The 21848-nt window shown below is 67.3% G+C and carries 14 protein-coding genes; 5 read left to right on the forward strand and 9 right to left on the reverse strand.

The features are described from left to right. Positions 1–59 precede the first annotated feature (59 nt). From asnB to glnE, 5 genes are all read right to left on the reverse strand, one after another. Entirely contained in the window at positions 60–1901 is a 1842-nt protein-coding gene (gene asnB, locus D107_RS0104175; protein ID WP_026280740.1) for an asparagine synthase (glutamine-hydrolyzing), read from the reverse strand. Then, positions 1902–2981 carry a glycosyltransferase gene (locus D107_RS0104180; RefSeq protein WP_018880848.1) on the reverse strand — a complete coding sequence of 360 codons (1080 nt, stop codon included), beginning with the start codon at positions 2979–2981 and terminating at the stop codon, positions 1902–1904. A gap of 318 nt (positions 2982–3299) precedes the next feature. Then, positions 3300–3521: a zinc-finger domain-containing protein gene (locus D107_RS0104185; protein WP_018876015.1), complete on the reverse strand. Its 222-nt coding sequence runs from the start codon at positions 3519–3521 to the stop codon at positions 3300–3302. A gap of 39 nt (positions 3522–3560) precedes the next feature. Then, entirely contained in the window at positions 3561–4481 is a 921-nt protein-coding gene (locus tag D107_RS0104190; RefSeq protein WP_018865877.1) for a branched-chain amino acid transaminase, read from the reverse strand. A gap of 12 nt (positions 4482–4493) precedes the next feature. Further along, positions 4494–7421 carry a bifunctional [glutamate--ammonia ligase]-adenylyl-L-tyrosine phosphorylase/[glutamate--ammonia-ligase] adenylyltransferase gene (gene glnE / locus D107_RS0104195; RefSeq protein WP_026280741.1) on the reverse strand — a complete coding sequence of 976 codons (2928 nt, stop codon included), beginning with the start codon at positions 7419–7421 and terminating at the stop codon, positions 4494–4496. Between the two features lie 152 nt (positions 7422–7573). Here glnE and D107_RS0104200 point away from each other — a divergent pair, with 152 nt between their 5' ends. The 5 genes from D107_RS0104200 (at position 7574) to D107_RS0104220 (ending at position 17718) form a co-directional block, all read left to right on the forward strand. Then, the gene (locus D107_RS0104200; protein WP_018876013.1) at positions 7574–8611 is read left to right on the forward strand and encodes a Fe(3+) ABC transporter substrate-binding protein; all 1038 of its coding nucleotides are present in this window, start codon (positions 7574–7576) and stop codon (positions 8609–8611) included. A gap of 181 nt (positions 8612–8792) precedes the next feature. Further along, positions 8793–10559: an iron ABC transporter permease gene (locus D107_RS0104205; protein WP_038028299.1), complete on the forward strand. Its 1767-nt coding sequence runs from the start codon at positions 8793–8795 to the stop codon at positions 10557–10559. A gap of 11 nt (positions 10560–10570) precedes the next feature. Then, positions 10571–11680, forward strand: coding sequence for an ABC transporter ATP-binding protein (locus tag D107_RS0104210; RefSeq protein ID WP_038028334.1), 1110 nt, complete (start codon positions 10571–10573; stop codon positions 11678–11680). Between the two features lie 66 nt (positions 11681–11746). After that, positions 11747–13570 (forward strand): autotransporter assembly complex family protein, encoded by a 1824-nt coding sequence (locus tag D107_RS0104215; protein WP_038035156.1) that lies wholly within the window; start codon positions 11747–11749, stop codon positions 13568–13570. A gap of 8 nt (positions 13571–13578) precedes the next feature. Further along, a complete protein-coding gene (locus tag D107_RS0104220; RefSeq protein WP_026280742.1) occupies positions 13579–17718 on the forward strand; it encodes a translocation/assembly module TamB domain-containing protein in 4140 nt (1379 codons plus the stop codon). 292 nt (positions 17719–18010) lie between these two features. On the opposite strand, the gene D107_RS0104225 is transcribed toward D107_RS0104220, so the two are convergent. The 4 genes from D107_RS0104225 to groES form a co-directional block, all read right to left on the reverse strand. Next, on the reverse strand, positions 18011–18511 hold the full coding sequence (locus tag D107_RS0104225; protein ID WP_018880852.1) for a thioredoxin fold domain-containing protein: 501 nt from the start codon (positions 18509–18511) through the stop codon (positions 18011–18013). 209 nt (positions 18512–18720) lie between these two features. Beyond that, positions 18721–19362, reverse strand: coding sequence for an OmpA family protein (locus D107_RS0104230; protein WP_018880853.1), 642 nt, complete (start codon positions 19360–19362; stop codon positions 18721–18723). Between the two features lie 426 nt (positions 19363–19788). Further along, complete coding sequence (gene groL, locus D107_RS0104235) at positions 19789–21453, reverse strand: chaperonin GroEL (RefSeq protein WP_018865886.1); 1665 nt, start codon at positions 21451–21453, stop codon at positions 19789–19791. Between the two features lie 50 nt (positions 21454–21503). Beyond that, positions 21504–21794 carry a co-chaperone GroES gene (gene groES / locus D107_RS0104240; protein WP_017942807.1) on the reverse strand — a complete coding sequence of 97 codons (291 nt, stop codon included), beginning with the start codon at positions 21792–21794 and terminating at the stop codon, positions 21504–21506. Positions 21795–21848: the final 54 nt, after the last annotated feature.

A 21848-nucleotide genomic window follows, 5' to 3' on the forward strand; every position in this document is an offset into this window, starting at 1 on the left:
CTAACCAAGGTGCGGCCCGGGTTTACGGCGCGCTTTTAGGCGAGGTCAATCGCCCGCCCTCATTCCAGCAGCCAGGCGACTGGATCAACCTGCCTGGGCGGCGCTTCGCCCGCGCGCTCGATAAATAGCCTGGACCAGATCGCGAACTGCACGAGCGCAGCCAGAGGCTCAACCAGTCGTCTGTCGAGCGGCCCCGGGACTTTCAGGCTGGATGCCAGGGCCTCGGGATCCAGTAGCGGCTGCAGAGCGACTGACCGGGTCAGGGCCTGCAGTAGCTGCTTACGATCCAGGGACTGCACCCAATCCACGACGGGCACCGAGAACCCCCGCTTGCGCCCCATCGAGTTCACGCCCGCGTGTGCCTGTAGCCAGGCACGGGGCACCTGCTTGCCGATACGCCTCTGAATCTTCATAGAGGCCGGCAGGGACAAACCGAACAAGACCAGCTCGTGGTCCAGGAAAGGTACGCGGCCCTCTACACCCTGCGCCATCAACATCCGGTCGGCCTTGGTAAGCAGATCGTCGGCCAGCCACGTCTGCATATCGGTGAGCTGCCGCTTTTGCAGGTCATCAAACCCCGGCGTCTCCCGCCACGCTTGCTTAAAAGGTGCTCGCCAGGATTTGTTCATCCGCCGCCCCCAGCCCTGCCTCAGCAAGGCCGCTGGCAACGCCTTGTCAAATCGCCCGCGTGTGCGAAAGCCGCCGCTTCCCGGGGCGCGAAGCGAATACAGCCAGCGCTGCAAGCGCGGCATCCGGTAGCGCCCATAGCCTGCGAAGACTTCATCCCCGCCTTCTCCGGTCAGCACAACCTTGTGTGACGACGAAGCCGCTTCGGCCGCCAGAAGCAAGGTCGGCAGGGAGGCGAAATCGCCCATCAGCTCGTCCGCCGCCCAGGTCGCGTACACCAGATGGTCGAACAGGGCGATCGGGTTCGCACGGACCAGCTTCAGCTCGATGCCGCAGGTCTGCGCGATTTCCATCGCGGCGACCGCCTCATCCTGTACCGACTGGGTCTCGAACCCCATGCTCCAGGCCTTCGGCCGACCGGCCTGAGCGGGCTGCCGCGCTAGCTGCATCGCCAGGATACTGGAATCGACACCCCCTGACAGAAACAGACCGACGGGAACGTCTGCACGCAAGTGCTCGGTCACAGCACGATGCATCAACTGGTCAAAGCACTCGACGGCATCGGTGAGTTGTCCGGTGAATGCAGACTGGAGAGCAACCTCGTCCGCCAGGCGCCACCAGGCCGAGAGCGCAACCTTCCCGTGGGAATCGACAGTCAGGCGCCCACCCGGGGGGACGCGCTTGATCCTGCGGAATGCGGTCTGGTCCCCACTTGCGAAGTTGACCTGAAGAAACCGCCCAACCGCGGGATCCTCGACTTCCGGAGCGCGCCCCAGCAGCGGCAAGAGGGCTTTCGTTTCCGAAGCAAACGCGATGCCGCCCGGCACCTCCATGTAGTACAAAGGCTTGATACCGAAACGATCCCTCACCAGCGTCAGACAGCGGGCCGTCTGATCAAACAACGCCAGCGCAAACATGCCTTTCAGGTGAGTGGCGAAGCCCTCCGGGTCTCGCTCGGCCAGCGGCAGAATCACCTCACAATCGGACTGGGTGGAAAACCTTACCCCTTCGGAACACAGAGACCGGCGTAGCTCCGGGTGGTTGTAGACCTCGCCATTGGCCACCAGGATGCGCTCGCGGCTCTGGCTGAACAGCGGCTGCCTGCCCTGTTCCAGATCGATGATCGACAAGCGCGCATGCAGCAGCGCGACATCCTTGTCGACAAAGTGGCCCTGCCCGTCGGGGCCTCGGTGCGCCAATGCCTGCAACATCGGCATGACAGCAGGCAACGAGACCGGACGACCTGGCGTATACACCCCGGCGATGCCACACATTCAGCGAAATTTCTCCAATAGCTTCTGATACAGGCCCCGATAGGCCTGCACAACGGCCCGTTCGCTAAAGCGCGTATCCAGCGTACGCAGGCCCTGCGCGATCAGCCCCTCACGCTGCGCAGGCGCAGCCTGCAAGAGGGTCTGCATTTGCGCGGTCATCTGCTCGGGATCGTCGATATCGCACAGCAGGCCAGAAACCCCGTCCTCGATGAGCTCCAGCGCACCATGGGTCCGGGTTGAGACGACCGGACAACGATGTGCCCAGGCCTCCAGCAGAACATTCCCCAGCGGCTCATGCCGCGAGGGGCACACCAAAAGATCCGCCAGATAAAAATAGGGGCTCGGATTTTGTTGCCAGCCCAGCCAATGGATCCGGCTGGCCGCCCCGGAATCTCTGGCCTGGGTCTGCAGTTCGGTCCTCAATGGCCCATCGCCCGCCAGCAACAGGTGAACCGGCCGCCCAGCCGCGGCGGACGGGAGACGTTCGATGGCACGAATGAGCGTATCGAAGCCCTTGTTTTCGTGCAGGCGACCAAGAGAAAACACAATCAGCGCATCAGCCGGAATACCCAGCTCGCGCCGCAACGCCAGCGACTGGGACTCACTGATCGGGGGAGGCATGGTCACGAAATTGCCAATGCAAGAGACCCGTGACGCCGGGATACCTGACTCGACCAGAAAATCACAGATCGCCCGGGTATTCCCGACGAGCGCGTGGGCATGACGGTATCGGTTCGGCTCGTAAAATCCGCCAAGCCGGGCCACATGCACGGGGAGCCGAGAAGGTTTCAGGCGCACGGACCGGGTCGCACGCCCCATCCAGGTCTGCACGACATCCGGCCGGGAACGCCGAATCAGACGCGCCAGGGCCAGGCGGGAAAAGGGGTCGTAGACGCTGCGCATGGCGCTGGTCTCGGCCGGAGGCGTCAAGCTCGCATTCAACGCACTGGCCGGGGGCGTGACCGCAACAGAAGACAGACCTGGGGCGCGATTGAAGGCATCATGCAAACGGATGAAAAACCCTTCCGCGCCGCCCAGCTTCTTACTGCCAATGATTTGCAGTGTGCGGATTTCCTGCATCGCCACGCAGCCTCATGCCGGTAGTGCCGCCATCCGAATGCCTCACGGAAACGAGCACCAGAAAATCTTACCTTTTGGTGTGCGAGCGCCAGACCGAAAAAATCACGGCAGCTACATCCATACCCTCGGGAGCGAGACAAACCCGGAGGGAGTGGAACAGTCACCAACGCTGGACAGGGGCAGACTCGTGATACGCACGCACCAACTGCGGCGCATTGCGCCGGCCCCAATCAGAACAGGACCCCACAGGCCGGCACCGGAGAATGAGCGCCTGAAATCTACTACGCACCAAACGGTACGCAACCGGCAACCGGTGGCTCAATCGTCCTTCAGGATGAACTGGGTGCCGCAGTAGGGGCACTGGAAGCGGCCGTCCGGAGTCTCGTCGATCGGGAGGAAGACACGCGGGTGCGAGGCCCACAGGGCCATCTTGGGCGTGGGGCAGTGCAGCGGCAGGTCCTTGCGCGTGACCGTGATCTCGGTCTGCGCGTTCGGTGTCTGGTACTGGTCCTGATGGTGGGCGGTATCGGGATTCACCATGATTCTTCTCGCTTCCGGTTGACGGAAAATTCGGGCGCCTCAGACGAAGGTCAGCCAGCCCTCGTGGCGGCTGTCGCGCCCCTGCACCACGTCGAAGTAGCGTGACTGCAGGCGCTCGGTGATCGGGCCGCGGGTGCCGGTGCCGATCGGGCGATCGTCGACCTCGCGGATCGGGGTCACCTCGGCGGCGGTGCCAGTGAAAAAGGCCTCGTCGGCAATGTACACCTCGTCGCGGGTGATTCGCTTCTCAATGACCTCCAGCCCCTCCTCACGCGCCAGCTCGATCACCGTGCGGCGGGTGATGCCGTCCAGCGCGGAGGTCAGGTCCGGGGTAAACAGCACGCCGTCGTGCACGATGAAGATGTTCTCGCCACTGCCCTCGGCCACGAAGCCCTCGGTATCCAGCAGCATGGCCTCGTCGTAGCCGCAGCGGGTGGCCTCCTGCAGGGCCATCATGGAGTTCATGTAGTTGCCGTTGGCCTTGGCCTTGCACATGGTCACGTTCACGTGGTGGCGGCTGTAGGAAGAGGTGCGGATGCGGATTCCCTTCTCGATCCCCTCGTCGCCCAGGTAGCTGCCCCAGTGCCAGGCCGCGACCATCGCGTGCACCAGCAGGTTGTCGGCGCGCAGCCCCATGCCCTCGGAGCCGAGAAAACACATCGGCCGCAGGTAGGCGCTTTCCAGTCCGTTGTCGCGCACGGACGCGATCTGCGCCTCGTTCAGCGCCTCGGCGGTGTAGGGGATGGTCATCCCGACGATCTTGGCCGAGTTGAACAGCCGTCGGGTGTGATCCTGCAGGCGGAAGATCGCCGGGCCCCGCGCGGTCTTGTAGGCGCGCACGCCCTCGAACACCCCCATGCCGTAGTGCAGGGTGTGGGTCAGTACGTGGGTCTGCGCCTCGCGCCAGGGCACCATCTGCCCGTCCAGCCAGATCACCCCGTCGCGGTCGGCCATCGACATCGTCTTGTTCCTCTATGCGTTCTGGTTCGCGGCCGTTTGCGGCTCGCCGAACAGGTCATTCCAGGCTTCGATCACGCGATCGCGCACGGCGCAGAGCGCGTCGTCGGGCGCCTCGACTCGGGCATCCGACCCCGCCAGCGTGAGGCGGTGGATGCGATTGCGCAGATCCCGGTAGGCATCCGCCAGCGCCGCGCTCAGGCTCGCGTCGATCACACCCTCGCGCCCGAGCGCCTCCAGCGTGCGGATCTTGTCCGGCCAGTCGCAGACGGCGGGGTGCTCGTGCGCGGATACCAAAACCCAGTATTGAACCATGAATTCAATATCAGTGATACCGCCACGGTCGCGCTTGAGATGGAAGCCCTGGCCCTTCTTCGAGGCGTGTTCCGCCAGCATGCGATCGCGCATCTCGACGACCTCGGCCCGCAGCGCCCCGGCGTCGCGCTCGCGGGTCAGGACCTCGCGGCGCAGGGCGTGAAAGCGCTCGCCCAGCTCGGCATCGCCGGTCACGAAGCGGGCCCGCACCAGCGCCTGGTGTTCCCAGGTCCAGGCGGACTCGTCCTGGTAGCGCCGGAACGCCTGCAGGCCACTGACCAGCAATCCCGCCGTGCCACTGGGCCGCAGCCGGGTATCCACCTCGTACAGGCGGCCCGCCGGGGTAAAGGCCCCCAGCAGGTGCACCACCCGCTGGGCCACCCGCGCGAAGAACTCGGTGTTGTCGATCACCTTCGGGCCCGCCGTCTGCGCTTCGTCCCCTTCACTGTCGTGCAGGAACACCACGTCCAGATCCGAACCGTAGCCCAGCTCGAAGCCGCCCAGCTTGCCGTAGCCAATCACCGCGAAGCGCGCCACCCGCCGCGCGTCCGACGCCCCGCACTGCGGCTCGCCGTGGCGCTCGACCATCTTCTCCCACGCCAGTTGCAGCACCCGCTCCAGCAGGACCTCGGCAAGCCAGGTCAGGTGATCGGAGACCTTCATCAGCGGCAGGAAGCCCATGATGTCGGCGGCCGCCACGCGCAGCGTCTGCACCTGCTTGAACTGCCGCAGGCGGTCCAGCATCTGTTCGTGGTCCTGCTCGGGAAACTGCGCCAGTTCGGCCTCCAGCTCCTCGCGCAGCCCGTCGCGATCCGGCGGTGCGTAGAGCGCACGCGGATCCAGCAGCTCGTCCAGCAGCACCGGATGCCGGGTCAGCTGTTCGTTGATCCACGGGCTGGCGGCCACCAGCTTCACCAACTGGGACAGCGCCAGCGGGTTTTCCACCAGCAGCGACAGGTAGACCGAACGCCGGGCAATGGTGCGCACCATCTGCAGGGCCCGGGGCAGCACCGCATCCGGGGCCTCCATCTCCGCGATGGCCCCGATCAGCAGCGGCATCAGGCGGTCCAGCCGCTGGCGCCCGGTCACGCTCATCGCACGCACGCCCGGGCTCTCGCGTAGATCGGCGATGCCGCGCAGGGCCTCGTCCGCATGCTGGAAGTCCATCGTCTCCAGTACCGCGCGGGCGTCATCCTCCGGGAGCGCGCCCTGCCAGAGACGATTCAGCTGCTGCTCGCGATCCGCCTCCGGCGAGGCCTCCATGGCCGCCCCGTCCGCGCGCTGCGGGGCGCTGAAGACCTGCTCGAAGTGGGCATGCACCCGCCGCTGCTCGCGCAGCAGCGCCATCTCGAACGCGGCCTCGTCGTCGAAACCCAGCGACAGCGCCAGGCGGTGGCGGTCATCCCCGTTGGAGGGCAGGCGGTGCGTCTGCTGATCATTCAGCATCTGCAGGCGATTCTCCACGCGGCGCAGGAAGCGATAGGAACGCTCCAGCTGCTCGACCGCGTAGGCCGGCAGGAGCTCGCGCTCGCGCAGCACCCCCATCACGCCCAGCAGGTCGCGACGCTGCAGCGCCTGGTCGCGTCCGCCCCGGATCAGCTGGAACGACTGCGCGATGAACTCGACCTCACGGATCCCGCCCTCGCCGTGCTTCACGTCCTCGAACCGGCCGCGCCGCGCCGACTCGTCGTTGATCATCTGCTTCAGCTCGCGCAGGTTGGCGAGGGTGCCGTAGTCCAGGTAACGCCGATAGATGAACGGGCGCAGCCGCCGCATCAGCCGCGCGCCGGCCTCGGGGTCGCCCGCCAGCGGGCTGGCCTTGATCAGGGCGTAGCGCTCCCACTCGCGCCCGTGTGCCTGGTAGTAGTCCTCCATGGCGTCGAAGTGCATCACCAGCGGGCCGGAATCGCCGAAGGGACGCAGGCGCATGTCCACGCGATAGCAGAAGCCATCCGCGGTCACATCCGACAGCACCGCGATCAACTGCCGCCCCAGGCGCTGGAAAAACGCCTGGTTCTCGATCACCCGTTCGCCATCGGTCTCGCCCGCCTCCTCGAAGGCGAAGATCAGATCGATGTCGGAGGAGAAATTGAGCTCGCCGCCCCCCAGCTTGCCCAGCCCCAGGACCACCATGGACTGGGCCTCGCCCGCCGGCCCGCGGGGCTGGCCGTAACGCTCCTGCAAGTGCCGGTCCAGCCACTGCAGCCCGCCCTCGATCAGGGATCGGGCCAGCCGGCTCAGGTCGTGCATCACCTCGTCGAGGCCTGCCTGGCCCGACAGATCGCGCCAGGCCACGCGGATCATCTCGCGATGCCGGGTCTCGCGCAGCACATGCCGCAGCGCGGCCTCGTCGGCGGCACCCTCCAGTCGCGCCTGGAGGGTGCGTTCGAAAGCGGCATCGTCACAGGCCGCCACCCGGCCCTCCGGGTCCAGGGCCTCGAGCAGGTATTCCGGGTGCTGGCGCACCGTCTGCGCCAGGTAATGGCTGAAGGCCAGCGCCACGGGCGTCGCCGCGAGGAAGGTATCCGGCCAGGCGCATTTCTCATCCAGCTCGGCCAGCAGGTCGCGAACCTCCTGCTGCAACGACGCGGGCAGGGACGCGGGGGATTCGGGCAGAGGCTTGTCCATGTGCCAAGCCTATCAGCGTTGCACCCGATTGGGTGCCCGGCCCAGCGCGCCGCCGACCCAATGGGTATTGACACGGGATGAGAACACAAATAACAATCGTTCTCGTCTACTAGATACCAATACCTGACCATTGTTCAATGAGGAACCGCACCATGACGCTTCGTCCACTTGCCTGGCTGATCGGCACCGCCGCGGCCATCGCCGTCAGCATGCCGCTGGTCGGCTGCAGCCCCGCCGATCAGGACGAGGTCAACCTCTATTCGGCGCGCCAGGAGAACCTGATCAAGCCGCTGCTCGACGACTTCACCGATCAGACCGGCATTCAGGTCAACCTGGTGACCGGCGGTGCGGACAGCCTGCTCCAGCGCCTGCGCCACGAGGGCCGCAACTCCCCGGCCGATGTCTTCATCACCGTGGATGCGGCGCGCCTGCATCAGGCCCGCGAGGCCGGCGTGCTGCAGGGAATCGAGTCCGAGGTGCTGCACGAGAACATCCCCGAACGTTATCGCGACCCCGACGGGCTGTGGTTCGGCCTGTCCTCGCGGGCCCGCCCGATCCTTTATCACAAGGATCGCGTCGACCCCTCCGAGCTGTCGACCTACGAGGCCCTGACCGATAGCCAATGGGAAGGCCGCATCTGCATCCGTTCCTCCAGCAACGTCTACAACCAGTCGCTGGTGGCCGCGATGATCGCGACCGAGGGCACCGACGCCGCCCAGGAGTGGGCCAACGGAATCGTCGCCAACATGGCGCGCCAGCCGCAGGGCGGAGATCGCGACCAGATCCGCGCGGTGGCCGACGGGGTCTGCGACATCGCGATCGCCAACACCTACTACCTGGGCCTGATGCTGGACGGCGAAGGGCGTGACCGCGAAGTCGCCGAACAGATCGGCGTCTTCTGGCCCAACCAGGACGACCGCGGTACGCACGTCAACATCAGCGGCGCCGGTGTCACCGCGCACGCCCCGAACCGGGACAACGCGATCCGCCTGCTGGAGTTCCTCTCCGCCACCGAGGCCCAGGAGTGGTACGCCGAGGTCAACCAGGAGTACCCGATCCGCGACGACGTCCCGGCGAGCGAGATCCTTCAGGGATTCGGCGACTTCAAGGCCGACAACATCGAGCTCTACCGGCTGGGCAACCACAACGCCGAGGCCGTGCGCGTGATGGATCGGGCCCGCTGGCGCTGAGTCTGCCCCATCACACTATGTACCCCCACTCGCCCCCGGCCCTCCGGGGGCGTTTTGTTTGCACTCCGGAAGACATCGGAGACTCGGATGCAAAGAGCCCGCCATCGCGCCGGCGTTAATCCGCCAGTCCTGAAGCGGCCATAGTGGTATTCGAAACAAGAACCTTTACTATTCGCACTCCATGAGCGCACAGACGACCAGTACGGCCGCCCCAGCGGCACCCCACGCGACCCGCCGGCGCCTGCCGTCGAGTCCGTGGACGGCGATTGCCCTCGTCGTGGCGCTGACCCTCGCCCTGCCGATCCTGGTCATCTTCGGGCACGTATTCATCCCCGCCGGGGAGGTCTGGACCCATCTGCGCGAGACTGTCCTCGCGGATTACGTGTTCAATTCCCTGGCGCTGCTGATCGGGGTCGGTATCGGGGTCCTGCTGATCGGGGTGCCGGTGGCCTGGCTGGTCAGCGTCTGCGACTTTCCCGGGCGCGGCATCTTCCAGTGGGCGCTGATGCTGCCGCTGGCCATGCCGGCCTACATCATTGCCTATACCTATACCGGCATGCTGGATTTCAGCGGCCCGGTACAGGTGCTGATCCGCGACCTGACCGGCCTGGGCTACGGCGAATACTGGTTCCCCGAGATCCGCTCGCTCGGCGGCGCCATGGCCATGCTCACACTGGTGCTGTACCCCTATGTCTACCTGCTCAGCCGGGCCGCCTTCCTGGAACAGTCGGTGTGCGTTCTGGAGGTCTCCCGCACCCTGGGCGCCGGCCCGTTCGGCGGTTTTCGCCGGGTCGCCCTGCCGCTCGCGCGCCCGGCCATCATCGCCGGACTGACCCTCGCCCTGATGGAGGTCCTGGCCGACTACGGCACGGTCGCCTACTTCGGCGTCAGCACCTTCACCACCGGGATCTTCCGCACCTGGTACGGCCTGGGCGACCCGGCCGCCGCCGCCCAGCTGTCGGCCGTACTGCTGACCTTCGTCTTCGTGCTGATCGTGCTGGAACGCTGGTCCCGGGCTCGGGCACGCTTCCATCACACCAGCCGCCGCTACTCCACCCTTCCGCGCTATCAACTGCGCGGCTGGAAGGGGGCCGCGGCCTTCGTCGGCTGCCTGCTGCCAGTGCTGCTGGGCTTCCTGCTGCCGGCCCTCCAGCTCGGCCTGTGGACCATGCAGACCACCGACCACTGGATGAACCCGGCCTTCGGGCGCCTGGTCTTCAACAGCTTCTGGCTGGCGATCGCGGCTGCCGTGATCGCCGTCGCCCTGGCCCTGCTCCTTGCCTATGCCCGGCGCATGGAAGGCGGTCGTTTCACGAACGCCGCTGTACGCGTCGCCGGGATGGGCTATGCGGTGCCCGGCATCGTGATCGCGATCGGGGTGATGATCCCGTTCGCCGCGTTCGACAACGCCCTGGACGGCTTCATGCGCGACACCTTCGGGCTGTCCACCGGATTGCTGCTGTCGGGTACCGTCTTCGCCCTGCTGTTCGCCTACACCGTGCGCTTCCTGGCGGTCTCGCTGCAGACGGTCGAGGCGGGGCTGGGCAAGATCCAGCCGAGCATGGATGACGCCGCCCGCTCGCTCGGGATGCGCCCCCTGCAGACCCTGACGCGGGTGCACCTGCCGATCATGCGCGGCACCCTGCTGACCGCGCTGCTGCTGGTGTTCGTCGACGTACTCAAGGAGCTGCCCGCCACGCTGATCCTGCGCCCGTTCGACTTCAACACCCTCGCGGTGCGCGCCTTCGAGCTGGCCGGCGACGAACGCCTGGCCGAATCCTCCTCCGCCGCACTGGCGATCGTGCTGGTGGGCCTGGTTCCCGTTATCCTGCTGTCCGTGACCATCGGCCGCTCGCGCCCCGGCCAGCAGGGCCCGACCCGCGCGGCGGACGAACAGCCGCCGCAGAAACCCCTCGCCATGCCCGCAGGCACGACGAATTCCCCATGACCCAGCCCGCCATGACCCAGCCCATCGACACCAGCCTGCAGGTGCCTCACACGCCGCTGATCGCCCTCGATCAGGTGGACATCGGCTACGACGGCACCGCCGTGGTACACCAGGTATCGCTGGCCCTGCCCAAGGGCCAGATCGGGTGCCTGCTGGGCCCCTCCGGCTGCGGCAAGACCACGCTCCTGCGCGCCATCGCCGGGTTCGAGCCGCTGATGGCCGGCAGCATCCAGCTGGACGGGCGCAGCGTCAGCGACGCCCGGGGCACGGTGCCGCCGGAGAAGCGCGGGGTCGGCATGGTGTTCCAGGACTTCGCCCTGTTCCCGCACTTGAGCGTGGCCGACAACATCGCCTTCGGCATTCGCCACTGGGGCCGCGAGGATCGCGACGAGCGCATCCGCTCGCTGCTCAAGCTGGTGGGCCTGTCGGGCTATGGCGAGTCCTTCCCGCATGCCCTGTCCGGCGGCCAGCAGCAGCGCATCGCGCTGGCCCGGGCCCTGGCCCCGCGGCCCAAACTGCTGTTGCTGGACGAGCCCTTCTCCAGCATGGACGTGGAGCTGCGCAGCGAGCTCGCGCGCGAAGTGCGGCGTATCCTGCGCGCGGAGAACACCACCGCCATCCTGGTCACCCATGACCAGCACGAGGCCTTCGCCTTCGCCGACCGCATCGCGGTCATCCACCAGGGCCGCGTGGCCCAGTGGGATACCGCCTACAACCTCTACCACCGCCCGGCGGATCGCTTCGTCGCCGACTTCGTCGGCGAGGGCACGCTGATCCCCGGCATGGTCTGCGCCGAGCATGTGGTGGATACCGCCTTCGGCGAGATCGAGGGGACTCTGTCGGAGCAGCTGCCGCCCGGCACGGCCGTGGATGTCCTGGTCCGCCCGGACGACATCGCGATCGACAACGAGGCCGGCACCATCCGCACCGAGATCCTCGACAAGGCCTTCCGCGGAGCGGACTTCCTCTACACCCTGCGTCTGCCGGACGGGCTCAGCGTGCTGTGCATGGCCCCGTCCCACGACAACTTCGTGATCGGCGAACACGTACGCCTGCGTCTCGATTTCACCCACCTGGTGGTGTTCTCGCGGGGCAGCGGGGTGGACTGCCCGGCGACCTGATCCGCCGCCGGCGTAACGCAACGGCCGGTCGGGCGGGCGGGAACTCGCGTGAGTTGGCGCGTTCCGATCCTCACACGCGCCCCGCTTCGCAACCGCTATCATCGTTCCATGACCCGTCTCCGCGCCCTGTTCATTCGCCGGTTAGCCCTGTCGCGCGTCGGCGGGGTCGCACTGGTAATGCTGGCGCTCGCGGGCCTGGCAAGCCCGGCCGCCGCCGAGAATGGCGCCACCCCGGGTCTGCAGATCGAGGGCGGAACCGACGCCCAGCGCGAGAACATCCGCAACAGCATCAACCTGGCGCGGCACCCCTGCGACCTGCCGGGGTTTCGCGAACGCCGGGTCCTGCGCGACACCGAGGAACGCGCCCGCAACGCCCTGCGCGCCATCGGCTTCTACGACGCCGAGCTGGAGCTGGACTTCGAGAGCGGCGAGGACTGCTGGGACGTCCGTATCACCCTGGACCCCGGGCCACCCACCACGGTCGAGCGGATCGATATCCAGATCACTGGCGAGGGGGCCGACGACCTGGGCTTCGAGGCCGTGCGCAGCCAGACCGAGATCCGCGTGGGTGACACCCTGCGCCACGACCGCTACGAGGCCCTGCGTAACCGCATGACGCGGATCGCCGCCGATCGCGGCTACTTCGACGCCGATCTCCACACCCGGCGCCTCGAGGTAGACCGCGACGCGCGCGCCGCCACCATCCGCCTGCACATGGAGACCGGGGATCGCTACCGCATGGGCCAGGTCCGTATCGATCAGGACATCCTCGCCGACGACTTCGTCCAGCGCATGGTGCCCTTCGAGGCCGGCGACCCGTACAGCTCGGCGCAGATCATCGCACTGCAACGCAACCTGAACGACAGCGGCTACTTCGGCGGCGTCCGCGTGCGCCCGCAGCGCGATGCGGCGGACGGGCTGGAAGTCCCGATCCTCGCGGAGCTGGAACCACGCAAACGCCACAGCTACGAGGCCGGCATCGGCTACTCCACCGATATCGGACCGCGCATCCGCCTGCGCTACGAACATCGCTACGCCAACACCCGGGGCCACCGCTACCAGGCCGAGATCGAGGCGTCCCCGGTGCGATCCGGCATCGGCTATAACTACGAGATCCCGCTGCGCGACCCGCTGCGTGAACGCCTGAACCTGTTCACCACCTACCGCACGGAAAAGACGGACACCCAGGAATCCGACCGCTTCCAGATCGGGGCCAACCGTATCCTGCAGCGCCGCAGTGGCTGGCAGACCACCGAGGGGCTGCGCTACGAATACGAGGACTACACCGCCGGCGAGGACGACAGCGGCCGCAGCCAGCTGCTGATCCCGTCCTACCGCATCAGCCGCATGGATGCGGACGATCCGATGACCCCGCGGCGCGGCTACCGCTTCGAGGCCACCGTGCAGGGCGCGCGCGAGGAGATCCTGTCCAGTACCTCGTTTGCGCAGGTACTGGCCAGCGGCAAGATCGTGCGCGGCCTCGGCCCCGGACGGGTACTGGCGCGCGCGGACGCCGGTTTCACCGAGGTCGACGCGGTGCAGGAGCTCCCCAGCTCCCTGCGCTTCTACGCCGGCGGTGACGCCAGTATCCGCGGCTACGGCTATCAGCGGGTCGGCCCGCGCAACGAGGACGGCGATGTGATCGGCGGGCGCCACAAGGTGGTTGGAAGCCTGGAGTACGACTACCCGGTCGTCGGCAACTGGAGCGCCGCGGCCTTCGTGGACGCCGGCAACGTGGTCAACGAGTGGGACGAATTCGACCCGGTCTACGGGGTCGGGATCGGCGTGCGCTGGCGCTCCCCGGTCGGTCCCATCCGCGTGGACCTGGCCCACGGCCCGGATTCGGAAGACGACTTCCGCATCCACTTCTCCATGGGGCCGGACCTGTGAAGTCCGTTCTGCGCGCCAGCCTGTGGGGGCTGTCCACGCTCCTGACCCTGGTGATCGTCCTGCTGGGGACCCTCGGCGCCCTGCTCGCCACCGATTCCGGTACCCGCTGGCTGGCCGCCCAGGGCGAGCGCCTGGCCCCGGTCGAGCTGCGCATCGACCGGGTCGAGGGAACGCTGTTTACCGAACTGCGGCTGCACGGCCTGTACCTGGCGCTCCCCGATGGCCCGGAGATCGATCTGCCCGCGGGCCGCATCGGCGTCAGTGCCCGCAGCCTGCTGCGCGGGGAACTGAACATCCAGGTGCTGGCCGCCACGGGCATGCGCGTCGATCTACCGTCGCCCGACCCCGAGGCGGCCTCCGACGATGAACCCTTCGCACTGCCCGAATCCATCCGGCTACCGCTGGCAGTGCGCCTGGGCCAGCTACTCGTCGAGGATCTGGAGATCCTTCAGACCGGTGAGCCACTGGCTACCATCACCCGCCTGACGGCCGGCGCCCGGGCGCGCGGTTCGCGGGTCGAGCTGCAGGCGCTGGAACTGGATATGCCAGAGATCCGCGCCCGACTGACCGGGGAGATAGAGACCGACGGGGACTATCCGCTCGAGCTGCGCGGCCAGTGGCAGGCCCCCCTGCCCGAGACGGCTGCCGAGGGCCTGGGAACCGACGAGGTACACGGCGAGCTGCGGGTCACCGGGGCCCTGCGGGAACGCGTACAGGTGGACCATGACCTGCGCGCCGGCATCGAGCTGCGCCTGCATGCCAGCGCCCGCGAACTGTTCGCCACGCCGGAGCTGGAACTGACCGCGCAGTGGCAGCCCTTCGCCTACCACCTCGATCCGGAACTGCACGTTGACATAGAAGCCGGGCGCCTTGAGGTGCACGGCACACCGGAGGCCTGGGCCCTGGAGATCGACACGGCCGCCGCCCTCGCACCCTGGCCACGCATCGCCGTGAGCACCCGTGCACGGGGAGACCTCGAATCGCTGCAGCTTGACGGCCTCGAGATCGCTTCCGAAGCCGGTGGGATCGCCCTGTCCGGCCCGGTCCGCTTCGACGACGCCCTGGACTGGGACCTGACCCTGGAGGCCCATCAGCTGACGCCGACGCCGCTGGGTCTGGACGTGGATGCCGGGATCGAGCATCTGAAGGCGCAGCTGCAGGGTCACCTGCCGCTGGGGACCGACGCCCCGCCCCTGGCCGCCCTGGAGGCACGCGCGAGCGTCACCGAACTGGAAGGACATTTCGAGGATCAGCCGCTCAGCGGGAGCCTGAACGCATGGGTGGCCGATGGCGAGGCCGGCATCGAGGACACCCGCCTGGCCATCCGCGACCTCGCGCGGCTGAATCTGGCGGGTGCGGCCACGGGCCTGGCCGGCGACCTGACCGATCCCGATCACCGCATCGCCTTCGACCTCGGGCTGGACCTCGCGGCCCCGGAACTGGCACGCCTGCACCCGGAGCTGGACGGCCGCATCGAACAACTGCGCGTGGCACTGGACGGCGACTACGCACCCGCCAGCGGTGGCCTCGCCGCGCAGCTCGAGCTGGCCCCGCTGCAGGCCCGCCTGCGCGGGATCGACATCACGGGTGACGCCCGGGTCGCGCTGAGCGAGACCGGTGGCCAGATCGAACGGCTGCAGCTCGCTGCCGACACGGGTGCGCGGCTGGCCCTGAGCGGCGACCTCGACTGGACCGAAGGCCTGGCGTGGGATCTCGCGCTGGACGGCGAGAGGCTGGACCCGTCACTGGTGGCCGCCGAGCTCCCCGGCCAGCTCACGCTGGCCCTGACCAGCGAGGGACACCTGGACGCCGACGGCCGCCCGCGCCTCCAGGCCCGACTACAGCGCCTGGAGGGCCGCCTGCGCGAACAGCCCGTTTCCGGTCAGGCGGAACTCGCGCTGGAGGGCGAACACCTGCGCGTGGACCGCCTGGACCTGGCACTGGGGCGCAACACGCTGAGCGCCCGCGGCGAGTGGACCGACGCCCTCGACTTCGAACTGCAACTGGATGCACCGGAGCTGGACCGGGCCTGGCCCGACCTTGGCGGCCGACTGGAACTGGATGCGCGTATCACGGGGGACCCCGAGCGTCCGCGCGTCGCGGCGCGCGGCAGCGGCGCCGGCCTGCGACTGGCGGACATCACCCTGGAACGGCTGGAATTGCAGGCCGATGCGAGCCTCGAGGTGGCCGCACCCGCCGAGATCGAGCTGCGCCTGAGCGGGCTCGAACCGGGCGACGGTACGCGGGTGGAGTCTTTGCGGCTGGACGCCTCCGGCCGCGTGGATGAACACCGCGTCACCCTCGCCGCAGATGCGACAGACCTGGGTTCACTGGAACTGGCGCTGCGCGGCGGCCTGGACCCCGAGACCCTGCACTGGAGCGGACAGCTCGCACGACTGGACCTGGACCAGCCCGCCGCCGGGGCCTGGCACCTGGCCGAGCCGGTCGCGCTGGAGGGCGGGCCCGAGCAGGCGCGGCTGGAGCGCCTGTGCCTGGCGCGGGACGACGCGCGCCTGTGTACCGAGGCCCGCTGGAGCGGCACCGCAGGGGCGGAATTCGATGCCGACATCCGGGCCCTGGACCTGGCGTGGCTGGAACCCTTCCTGCCGCCGGAACTGGCCATCGCCGGCGAGCTGAACGCCGACGCCAGCGGCCGCCTCGAGCCCGACGGCACCCTGGCGGCCGACCTGGCCGTGACGCCGACCGACGGCCACCTGATCGTGCGGGACGAGGACGGGGATCTCGAGGAAGTCCCCTACCGCGACGTACGCCTGAGCGCCCGGGTACGCGACCGCGACGTGGACGCCGCCCTGCGCCTTGACTTCCTGGAGGGCGGAACCGCCCGCAGCGACATCCGCCTGCGCCCGGACGGCGAGGACCTGCGCCTGGACGGTGACTTTGTCGCGCGCCTCGAGGACCTGGCGTGGCTGGCCGCCCTGAGCCCCGAGATCCAGCGCCTGAGAGGGTCGCTGGACGCCCGCCTGGACTTTGGTGGCCGCCTCGACGCACCGCTGGTGGAGGGTGAGGTGGCCTTCCGCGACGGGGGCGTGCTGATCCCGGACGCGGGTATCGACGTCGTGATCCCCGAGATCACGGCCCGCGTGGTGTCGGCCGAGGAGCTGACGCTCGCCGGGCGGCTGGAGTCGGGCGATGGCGGCATCGACCTCGACGGCCGGGTCGATCTCGGGGACGACGGCCCGCGCGCCGAACTGAATCTGGCCGGCACGGACTTCCTGGTGGTCAACCGGGTGGACGCGGAGGCCCGCATCACACCGGACCTGCAGCTGGTCTTCACCCCCGCTGACGGCATTCGCGTGCGCGGCGAGGTGTTCCTGCCCTGGGCGCGCATCCGCCCGCCGGACCTGCCGCCAGGCGCGATCCGGGTCTCCGGCGACGAGGTCATCCTCGGCGAGGAGATCCAGGAGGCCCAGGGGCTGAAGACCGACATCCGGATGCGGATCCGGCTGGGCGACGACGTGCGCTTCGACGGCTTCGGCCTGACCGCGCGCTTCGCCGGCGAGGTGGATGTCGAGGAGATCACCGGGCAGCCCACCCAGCTCTTTGGCGAGATCACCATCCCCGAGGGGCAATACAGCGACTACGGCCAGGATCTGCGGGTGGAACGCGGCAGCCTTGTCTTCCAGGGGCCGGCGGAAACCCCGGAACTGGACCTGCGCGCGGTGCGCACCGTGCGCGAGTACAACGTGACGGTCGGCCTGGAGATCCGCGGCACGCCGGACAACCTGCGCTCGCGGGTGATCTCCGACCCGCCGATGGACGAGACCGAGGCGATGGCGTTCCTGCTGACCGGTCGCCCCCTGTCGGGCGCATCACAATCGGACGGCAACATGATCGCCGCCGCCGCGGCGGCCTACGGCCTGGAACAGGGTGCGGTCATCACCGAGCGCATCGGCCGCGAACTGGGCCTGGACGAGGTGGAACTGGATACCGAGGGCGGGCTGGACGAGAGCGCGCTGACGCTGGGTCTGTACCTCTCGCCAAGACTCCTGCTGCGCTACTCCATCGGGTTGTTCGACAACACCTCGAAGGTTTTGCTGCGCTATGAGCTGACCCGCAACCTGAGCGTGGAAACCGCCTCCGGCACCACGGAACAGTCCGTCGACCTGATCTACCGCATCGAACGCTAGGGCACTGTGGATTGGGAACCCGAGGTGTTGTTCACCACGAAGCACACGAAGGCACGAAGAAAAAGCGGTTCGGATGCAGGCATTAGCACACCAAGCTCACCGAAACACCGCGCTTTCTCGCAACGGCTGACCGACACTCGAATCACGACTACTCCCCGAGAATCTTCTCGAGGCCGGCGCTGACCGCCGGTCATCGCGAGGAGCGAAGCGACGTGGCGATCGGTGAGGCATCCACTCCAACGCGCCCACGTCACGACGCCGAACCGACACGGTGGGCGTCCAGAGTTCTCTGTTAGCCCGAGGCGTCGCGGGCCCCGTTGCGCGCCGCCTCGATGCGGGTGCGGATCTGGCTACGGTAGAGCTGCTCGTTGGGGATGCCCACCAGCGGCGTGCCGGCCGGACGACCCTCGGCATCGAAGGCCATGATGGTCGGCACGACACGCACCCCGTAATTCCGGCCGAGGCGATTCCCGGGCAGCGTCTCGCCATCAAAGTCGCGGACCTCGTCCCGGTCCAGCATCACCTTACGGATATGCACTCCGGAAAAGGCCGGATCCTCGGCCATCGGGCCCAGGTGCTGTTGTTCCGCCCGGTCACAGTAGGGGCAGCTACTGGACGCGAACATGATCACGGTCGGCCGACCATCACCGTTACCGGCCAGGGCCCGCAGATCGGTCGCGCGCTCCACGCCGCCGGCGGCCGCGGGGGTCGTCAGCAGCAAGCCCGCCATCAGGGTAACGCCCCCCAGCAGGGCCGCGAACGTATTGCGTCTCGGGATTCGATGGATCGTCATGATGATCGGCCTCTCCAGATGTCTGGACCCAGTCTAGGGACGCAAGATTAATGCAGGCTGAAGGTCCTGTCGCCCAATCCCACTGGCACCAAGAGCCAGGAAAGGGTTGTCCGTTACCTGGCAGGGGAGCACCCACAAAAAAGCCCCGCCGAGGCGGGGCCCTGTGCCGACGCGCCGGAAAACCGGCGGTCGGGGTGTTGCGAGTGACCTTAGTTGGCGCGTTGGCGCACGTCGGAGGTCACTTCCACGCGGCGGTTGGCCTCACGGCCGGCCTGGGTGGAGTTGTCGGCGGTCGGGCGGTCTTCGCCATAGCCAACGGTACGGATCGCATCCGGACGTACGCCTTCGGAGGCGAGGAACTCGGCCACGGACTCAGCGCGACGCTCGGACAGGCCCTGGTTGTAGTCGGCCGGGCCGATAGTGCAAGTGTGACCTTCGACCAGCACGGCGCTGTACTGCACGTCGGTCGAGGTCAGGCTGCGGGCCAGGTCACGCAGGGCGGAACGGCCTTCGGAGCGCAGCTCGGCGCTGTCGAAGTCGAACAGCGCCTGGGCGCTCAGCGTGGTAGTGGTGAATTCCGGCTCCGGCTCCGGCTGCGGGGCAGCGGCGGGCTCGGGCTCGGGGGCTTCGGCGGTTTCCTGGATGTAGCCCGCGCACTGTTCGAACTTCACGTTTTCCGGGGCCCAGGAACGCGTGCGCACGCACTCACCAGAGCGATCGACCACGACCTTGCCGCTGCGGTCGGTGACGTTCGCGGCCGGCGGTTCCTGCGCAACGACCTGCCCGGCGGCGCCCAGCACCAGCGAAGCCACGGACGCGGCCAGAAGATTCTTAACGAGCTTATGATTCATTGCATAGCCTCCATGTAAAAACAATCGACGTCGGACCCCGTTTGCGGTCGTGCGGAAACCAGTGTCGCACGCGCATACGTAATCCAAAGCAGCGAGCTCCTTGCGCCAAGCCCTCTACAGTACCCTGATACTGGCACACAAGTTCGGGTTTTGCACGCAACGAGACGCAATTTTTGTATCGGCATCACAACGCCGTCACATTCCGCAAACTGGCCGGGATCCAGCCACTTTCGGCGGGACTGTCACGTCATTGCAACAGCCCCTGCGGGGATCCCGCGTATCTCAAGGGACACACAGTCGCATTAAGGGTTCCCTGACGCGGCGCCGACCCACGAGACCACACTGGGGCCGATCGTCTCGCCAGACAAAAAGACCCCGCCGAAGCGGGGTCCCGGGTACATCGGCGATGTACGGAGAAGGCGCGGCTTACATCATGCCGCCCATGCCTCCCATTCCGCCCATGCCACCCATACCGCCCATGTCGTCGCCACCGGCGCCGCCACCGTCATCCTTCTTCGGGATGTCGGCGATCATGGCCTCGGTGGTGATCAGCAGGGCTGCCACGGACGCGGCGTTCTGCAGTGCGGAACGGGTCACCTTGGTCGGATCCAGGATGCCCATGTCGATCATGTCGCCGAACTCGCCAGTGGCGGCGTTGTAGCCGTAGTTGCCCTTGCCTTCCAGGACCTGGTTCAGGACCACGGACGGCTCGTCACCGGAGTTGTAGACGATCTGGCGCAGCGGCTCTTCCATCGCACGGCGGCAGATATTGATACCCGCGGTCTGCTCTTCGTTGTCGCCCTTGAGCTTGGTGATCGCGGCGCAGGCACGCAGCAGGGCCACGCCACCGCCGGGGACCACGCCTTCTTCCACCGCCGCACGCGTGGCGTGCAGGGCGTCCTCGACGCGGGCCTTCTTCTCTTTCATCTCGACCTCGGTGGCGGCACCGACCTTGATCACCGCAACACCGCCGGCCAGCTTGGCCACGCGTTCCTGCAGCTTCTCCTTGTCGTAGTCGGAGGTCGCTTCCTCGATCTGCGCACGGATCTGGTCAACACGGCCCTTGATGTCCTTGTTGGTGCCCATGCCGTCGATGATCGTGGTGTTTTCCTTGGTCACCTGCACCTTCTTGGCGCGGCCCAGGTCTTCCACCGTGGTCTTCTCCAGCGACAGGCCGACCTCTTCCGAGATCACCTGGCCACCGGTCAGCACGGCGATGTCCTGCAGCATGGCCTTGCGGCGATCGCCGAAGCCCGGGGCCTTCACGGCGGCGACCTTCACGATGCCGCGCATGGAGTTCACCACCAGCGTGGCCAGGGCCTCGCCCTCGATGTCCTCGGCGATGATCAGCAGCGGCTTGTTGGCCTTGGCGACGCCTTCCAGGATCGGCAGCAGATCACGGATGTTCGAGATCTTCTTGTCGAACAGCAGGATGTAGGCATCCTCCAGCTCGGCGCTCATGTTCTGCTGGTTGTTGATGAAGTAGGGCGACAGGTAGCCGCGATCGAACTGCATGCCTTCCACGACATCCAGCTCGTTTTCCAGCGAGGAACCTTCCTCGACGGTGATCACGCCTTCCTTGCCGACCTTGTCCATCGCATCGGCAATGATCTCGCCGATGGCGGTATCGGAGTTCGCGGAGATCGAACCGACCTGCGCGATCGCCTTGTGCTCGGTGCACGGCTTGGACAGCTTCTTCAGCTCTTCGGTCGCGGACTTGACGGCCTTGTCGATACCGCGCTTGAGGTCCATCGGGTTCATGCCGGCGGTGACCGCCTTCATGCCTTCGCGGACGATGGACTGGGCCAGCACGGTCGCGGTGGTGGTGCCGTCACCGGCGGCGTCGGAGGTCTGCGAGGAGACTTCCTTGACCAGCTGCGCGCCCATGTTCTCGAACTTGTCTTCCAGTTCGATCTCCTTGGCCACGGACACACCGTCCTTGGTCACGGTCGGGGCGCCGAAGGCCTTGTCCAGTACCACGTTGCGGCCCTTGGGACCGAGGGTGACCTTCACGGCGTTGGCCAGGGTGTTCACGCCCTTGGCCATGCGGGTACGGGCGTCGGTACCAAAGCGTACTTCTTTAGCGCTCATGATTCGTTCTACTCCTGAAAATTCGTGTTAGACGGACGCGGGACGGGGCCTCAGCCCTCGATGACGGCCATGATGTCGTCTTCGCGCATCACCAGGACGTCTTCGCCCTCGACCTTGACCTCGGTGCCGGAGTACTTGCCGAACAGGACCTTGTCACCGGCCTTCACGTCCAGCGGACGGGACTCGCCGTTATCCAGGATCTTGCCGTTGCCCACCGCCAGGACCTCGCCGCGGATCGGCTTTTCGGCCGCGGAATCCGGGATCACGATGCCGCCGGGGGTGGTGCGCTCTTCTTCCATACGCTTCACGATGACTCGATCGTGCAAAGGCCGCAGGTTCATGGTGCGAACTCCTTATAAAGTGTCTGCAACAGGAAAGTTGGGGTGTCGGACGGG

The sequence above is a fragment of the Thioalkalivibrio sp. ALE30 genome (assembly GCF_000377465.1).
GTDB lineage: Bacteria > Pseudomonadota > Gammaproteobacteria > Ectothiorhodospirales > Ectothiorhodospiraceae > Thioalkalivibrio.

Excerpts from the sequence above, each read along its gene's own strand:
- asnB (WP_026280740.1), bottom strand. The coding sequence starts at position 1,901 with ATGTGTGGCATCGCCGGGGTGTATACGCCAGGTCGTCCGGTCTCGTTG.
- D107_RS0104180 (WP_018880848.1), bottom strand. The coding sequence starts at position 2,981 with ATGCAGGAAATCCGCACACTGCAAATCATTGGCAGTAAGAAGCTGGGC.
- D107_RS0104185 (WP_018876015.1), bottom strand. The coding sequence starts at position 3,521 with ATGGTGAATCCCGATACCGCCCACCATCAGGACCAGTACCAGACACCG.
- D107_RS0104190 (WP_018865877.1), bottom strand. The coding sequence starts at position 4,481 with ATGTCGATGGCCGACCGCGACGGGGTGATCTGGCTGGACGGGCAGATG.
- glnE (WP_026280741.1), bottom strand. The coding sequence starts at position 7,421 with ATGGACAAGCCTCTGCCCGAATCCCCCGCGTCCCTGCCCGCGTCGTTG.
- D107_RS0104200 (WP_018876013.1), top strand. The coding sequence starts at position 7,574 with ATGACGCTTCGTCCACTTGCCTGGCTGATCGGCACCGCCGCGGCCATC.
- D107_RS0104205 (WP_038028299.1), top strand. The coding sequence starts at position 8,793 with ATGAGCGCACAGACGACCAGTACGGCCGCCCCAGCGGCACCCCACGCG.
- D107_RS0104210 (WP_038028334.1), top strand. The coding sequence starts at position 10,571 with ATGACCCAGCCCATCGACACCAGCCTGCAGGTGCCTCACACGCCGCTG.
- D107_RS0104225 (WP_018880852.1), bottom strand. The coding sequence starts at position 18,511 with ATGACGATCCATCGAATCCCGAGACGCAATACGTTCGCGGCCCTGCTG.
- D107_RS0104230 (WP_018880853.1), bottom strand. The coding sequence starts at position 19,362 with ATGAATCATAAGCTCGTTAAGAATCTTCTGGCCGCGTCCGTGGCTTCG.
- groL (WP_018865886.1), bottom strand. The coding sequence starts at position 21,453 with ATGAGCGCTAAAGAAGTACGCTTTGGTACCGACGCCCGTACCCGCATG.
- groES (WP_017942807.1), bottom strand. The coding sequence starts at position 21,794 with ATGAACCTGCGGCCTTTGCACGATCGAGTCATCGTGAAGCGTATGGAA.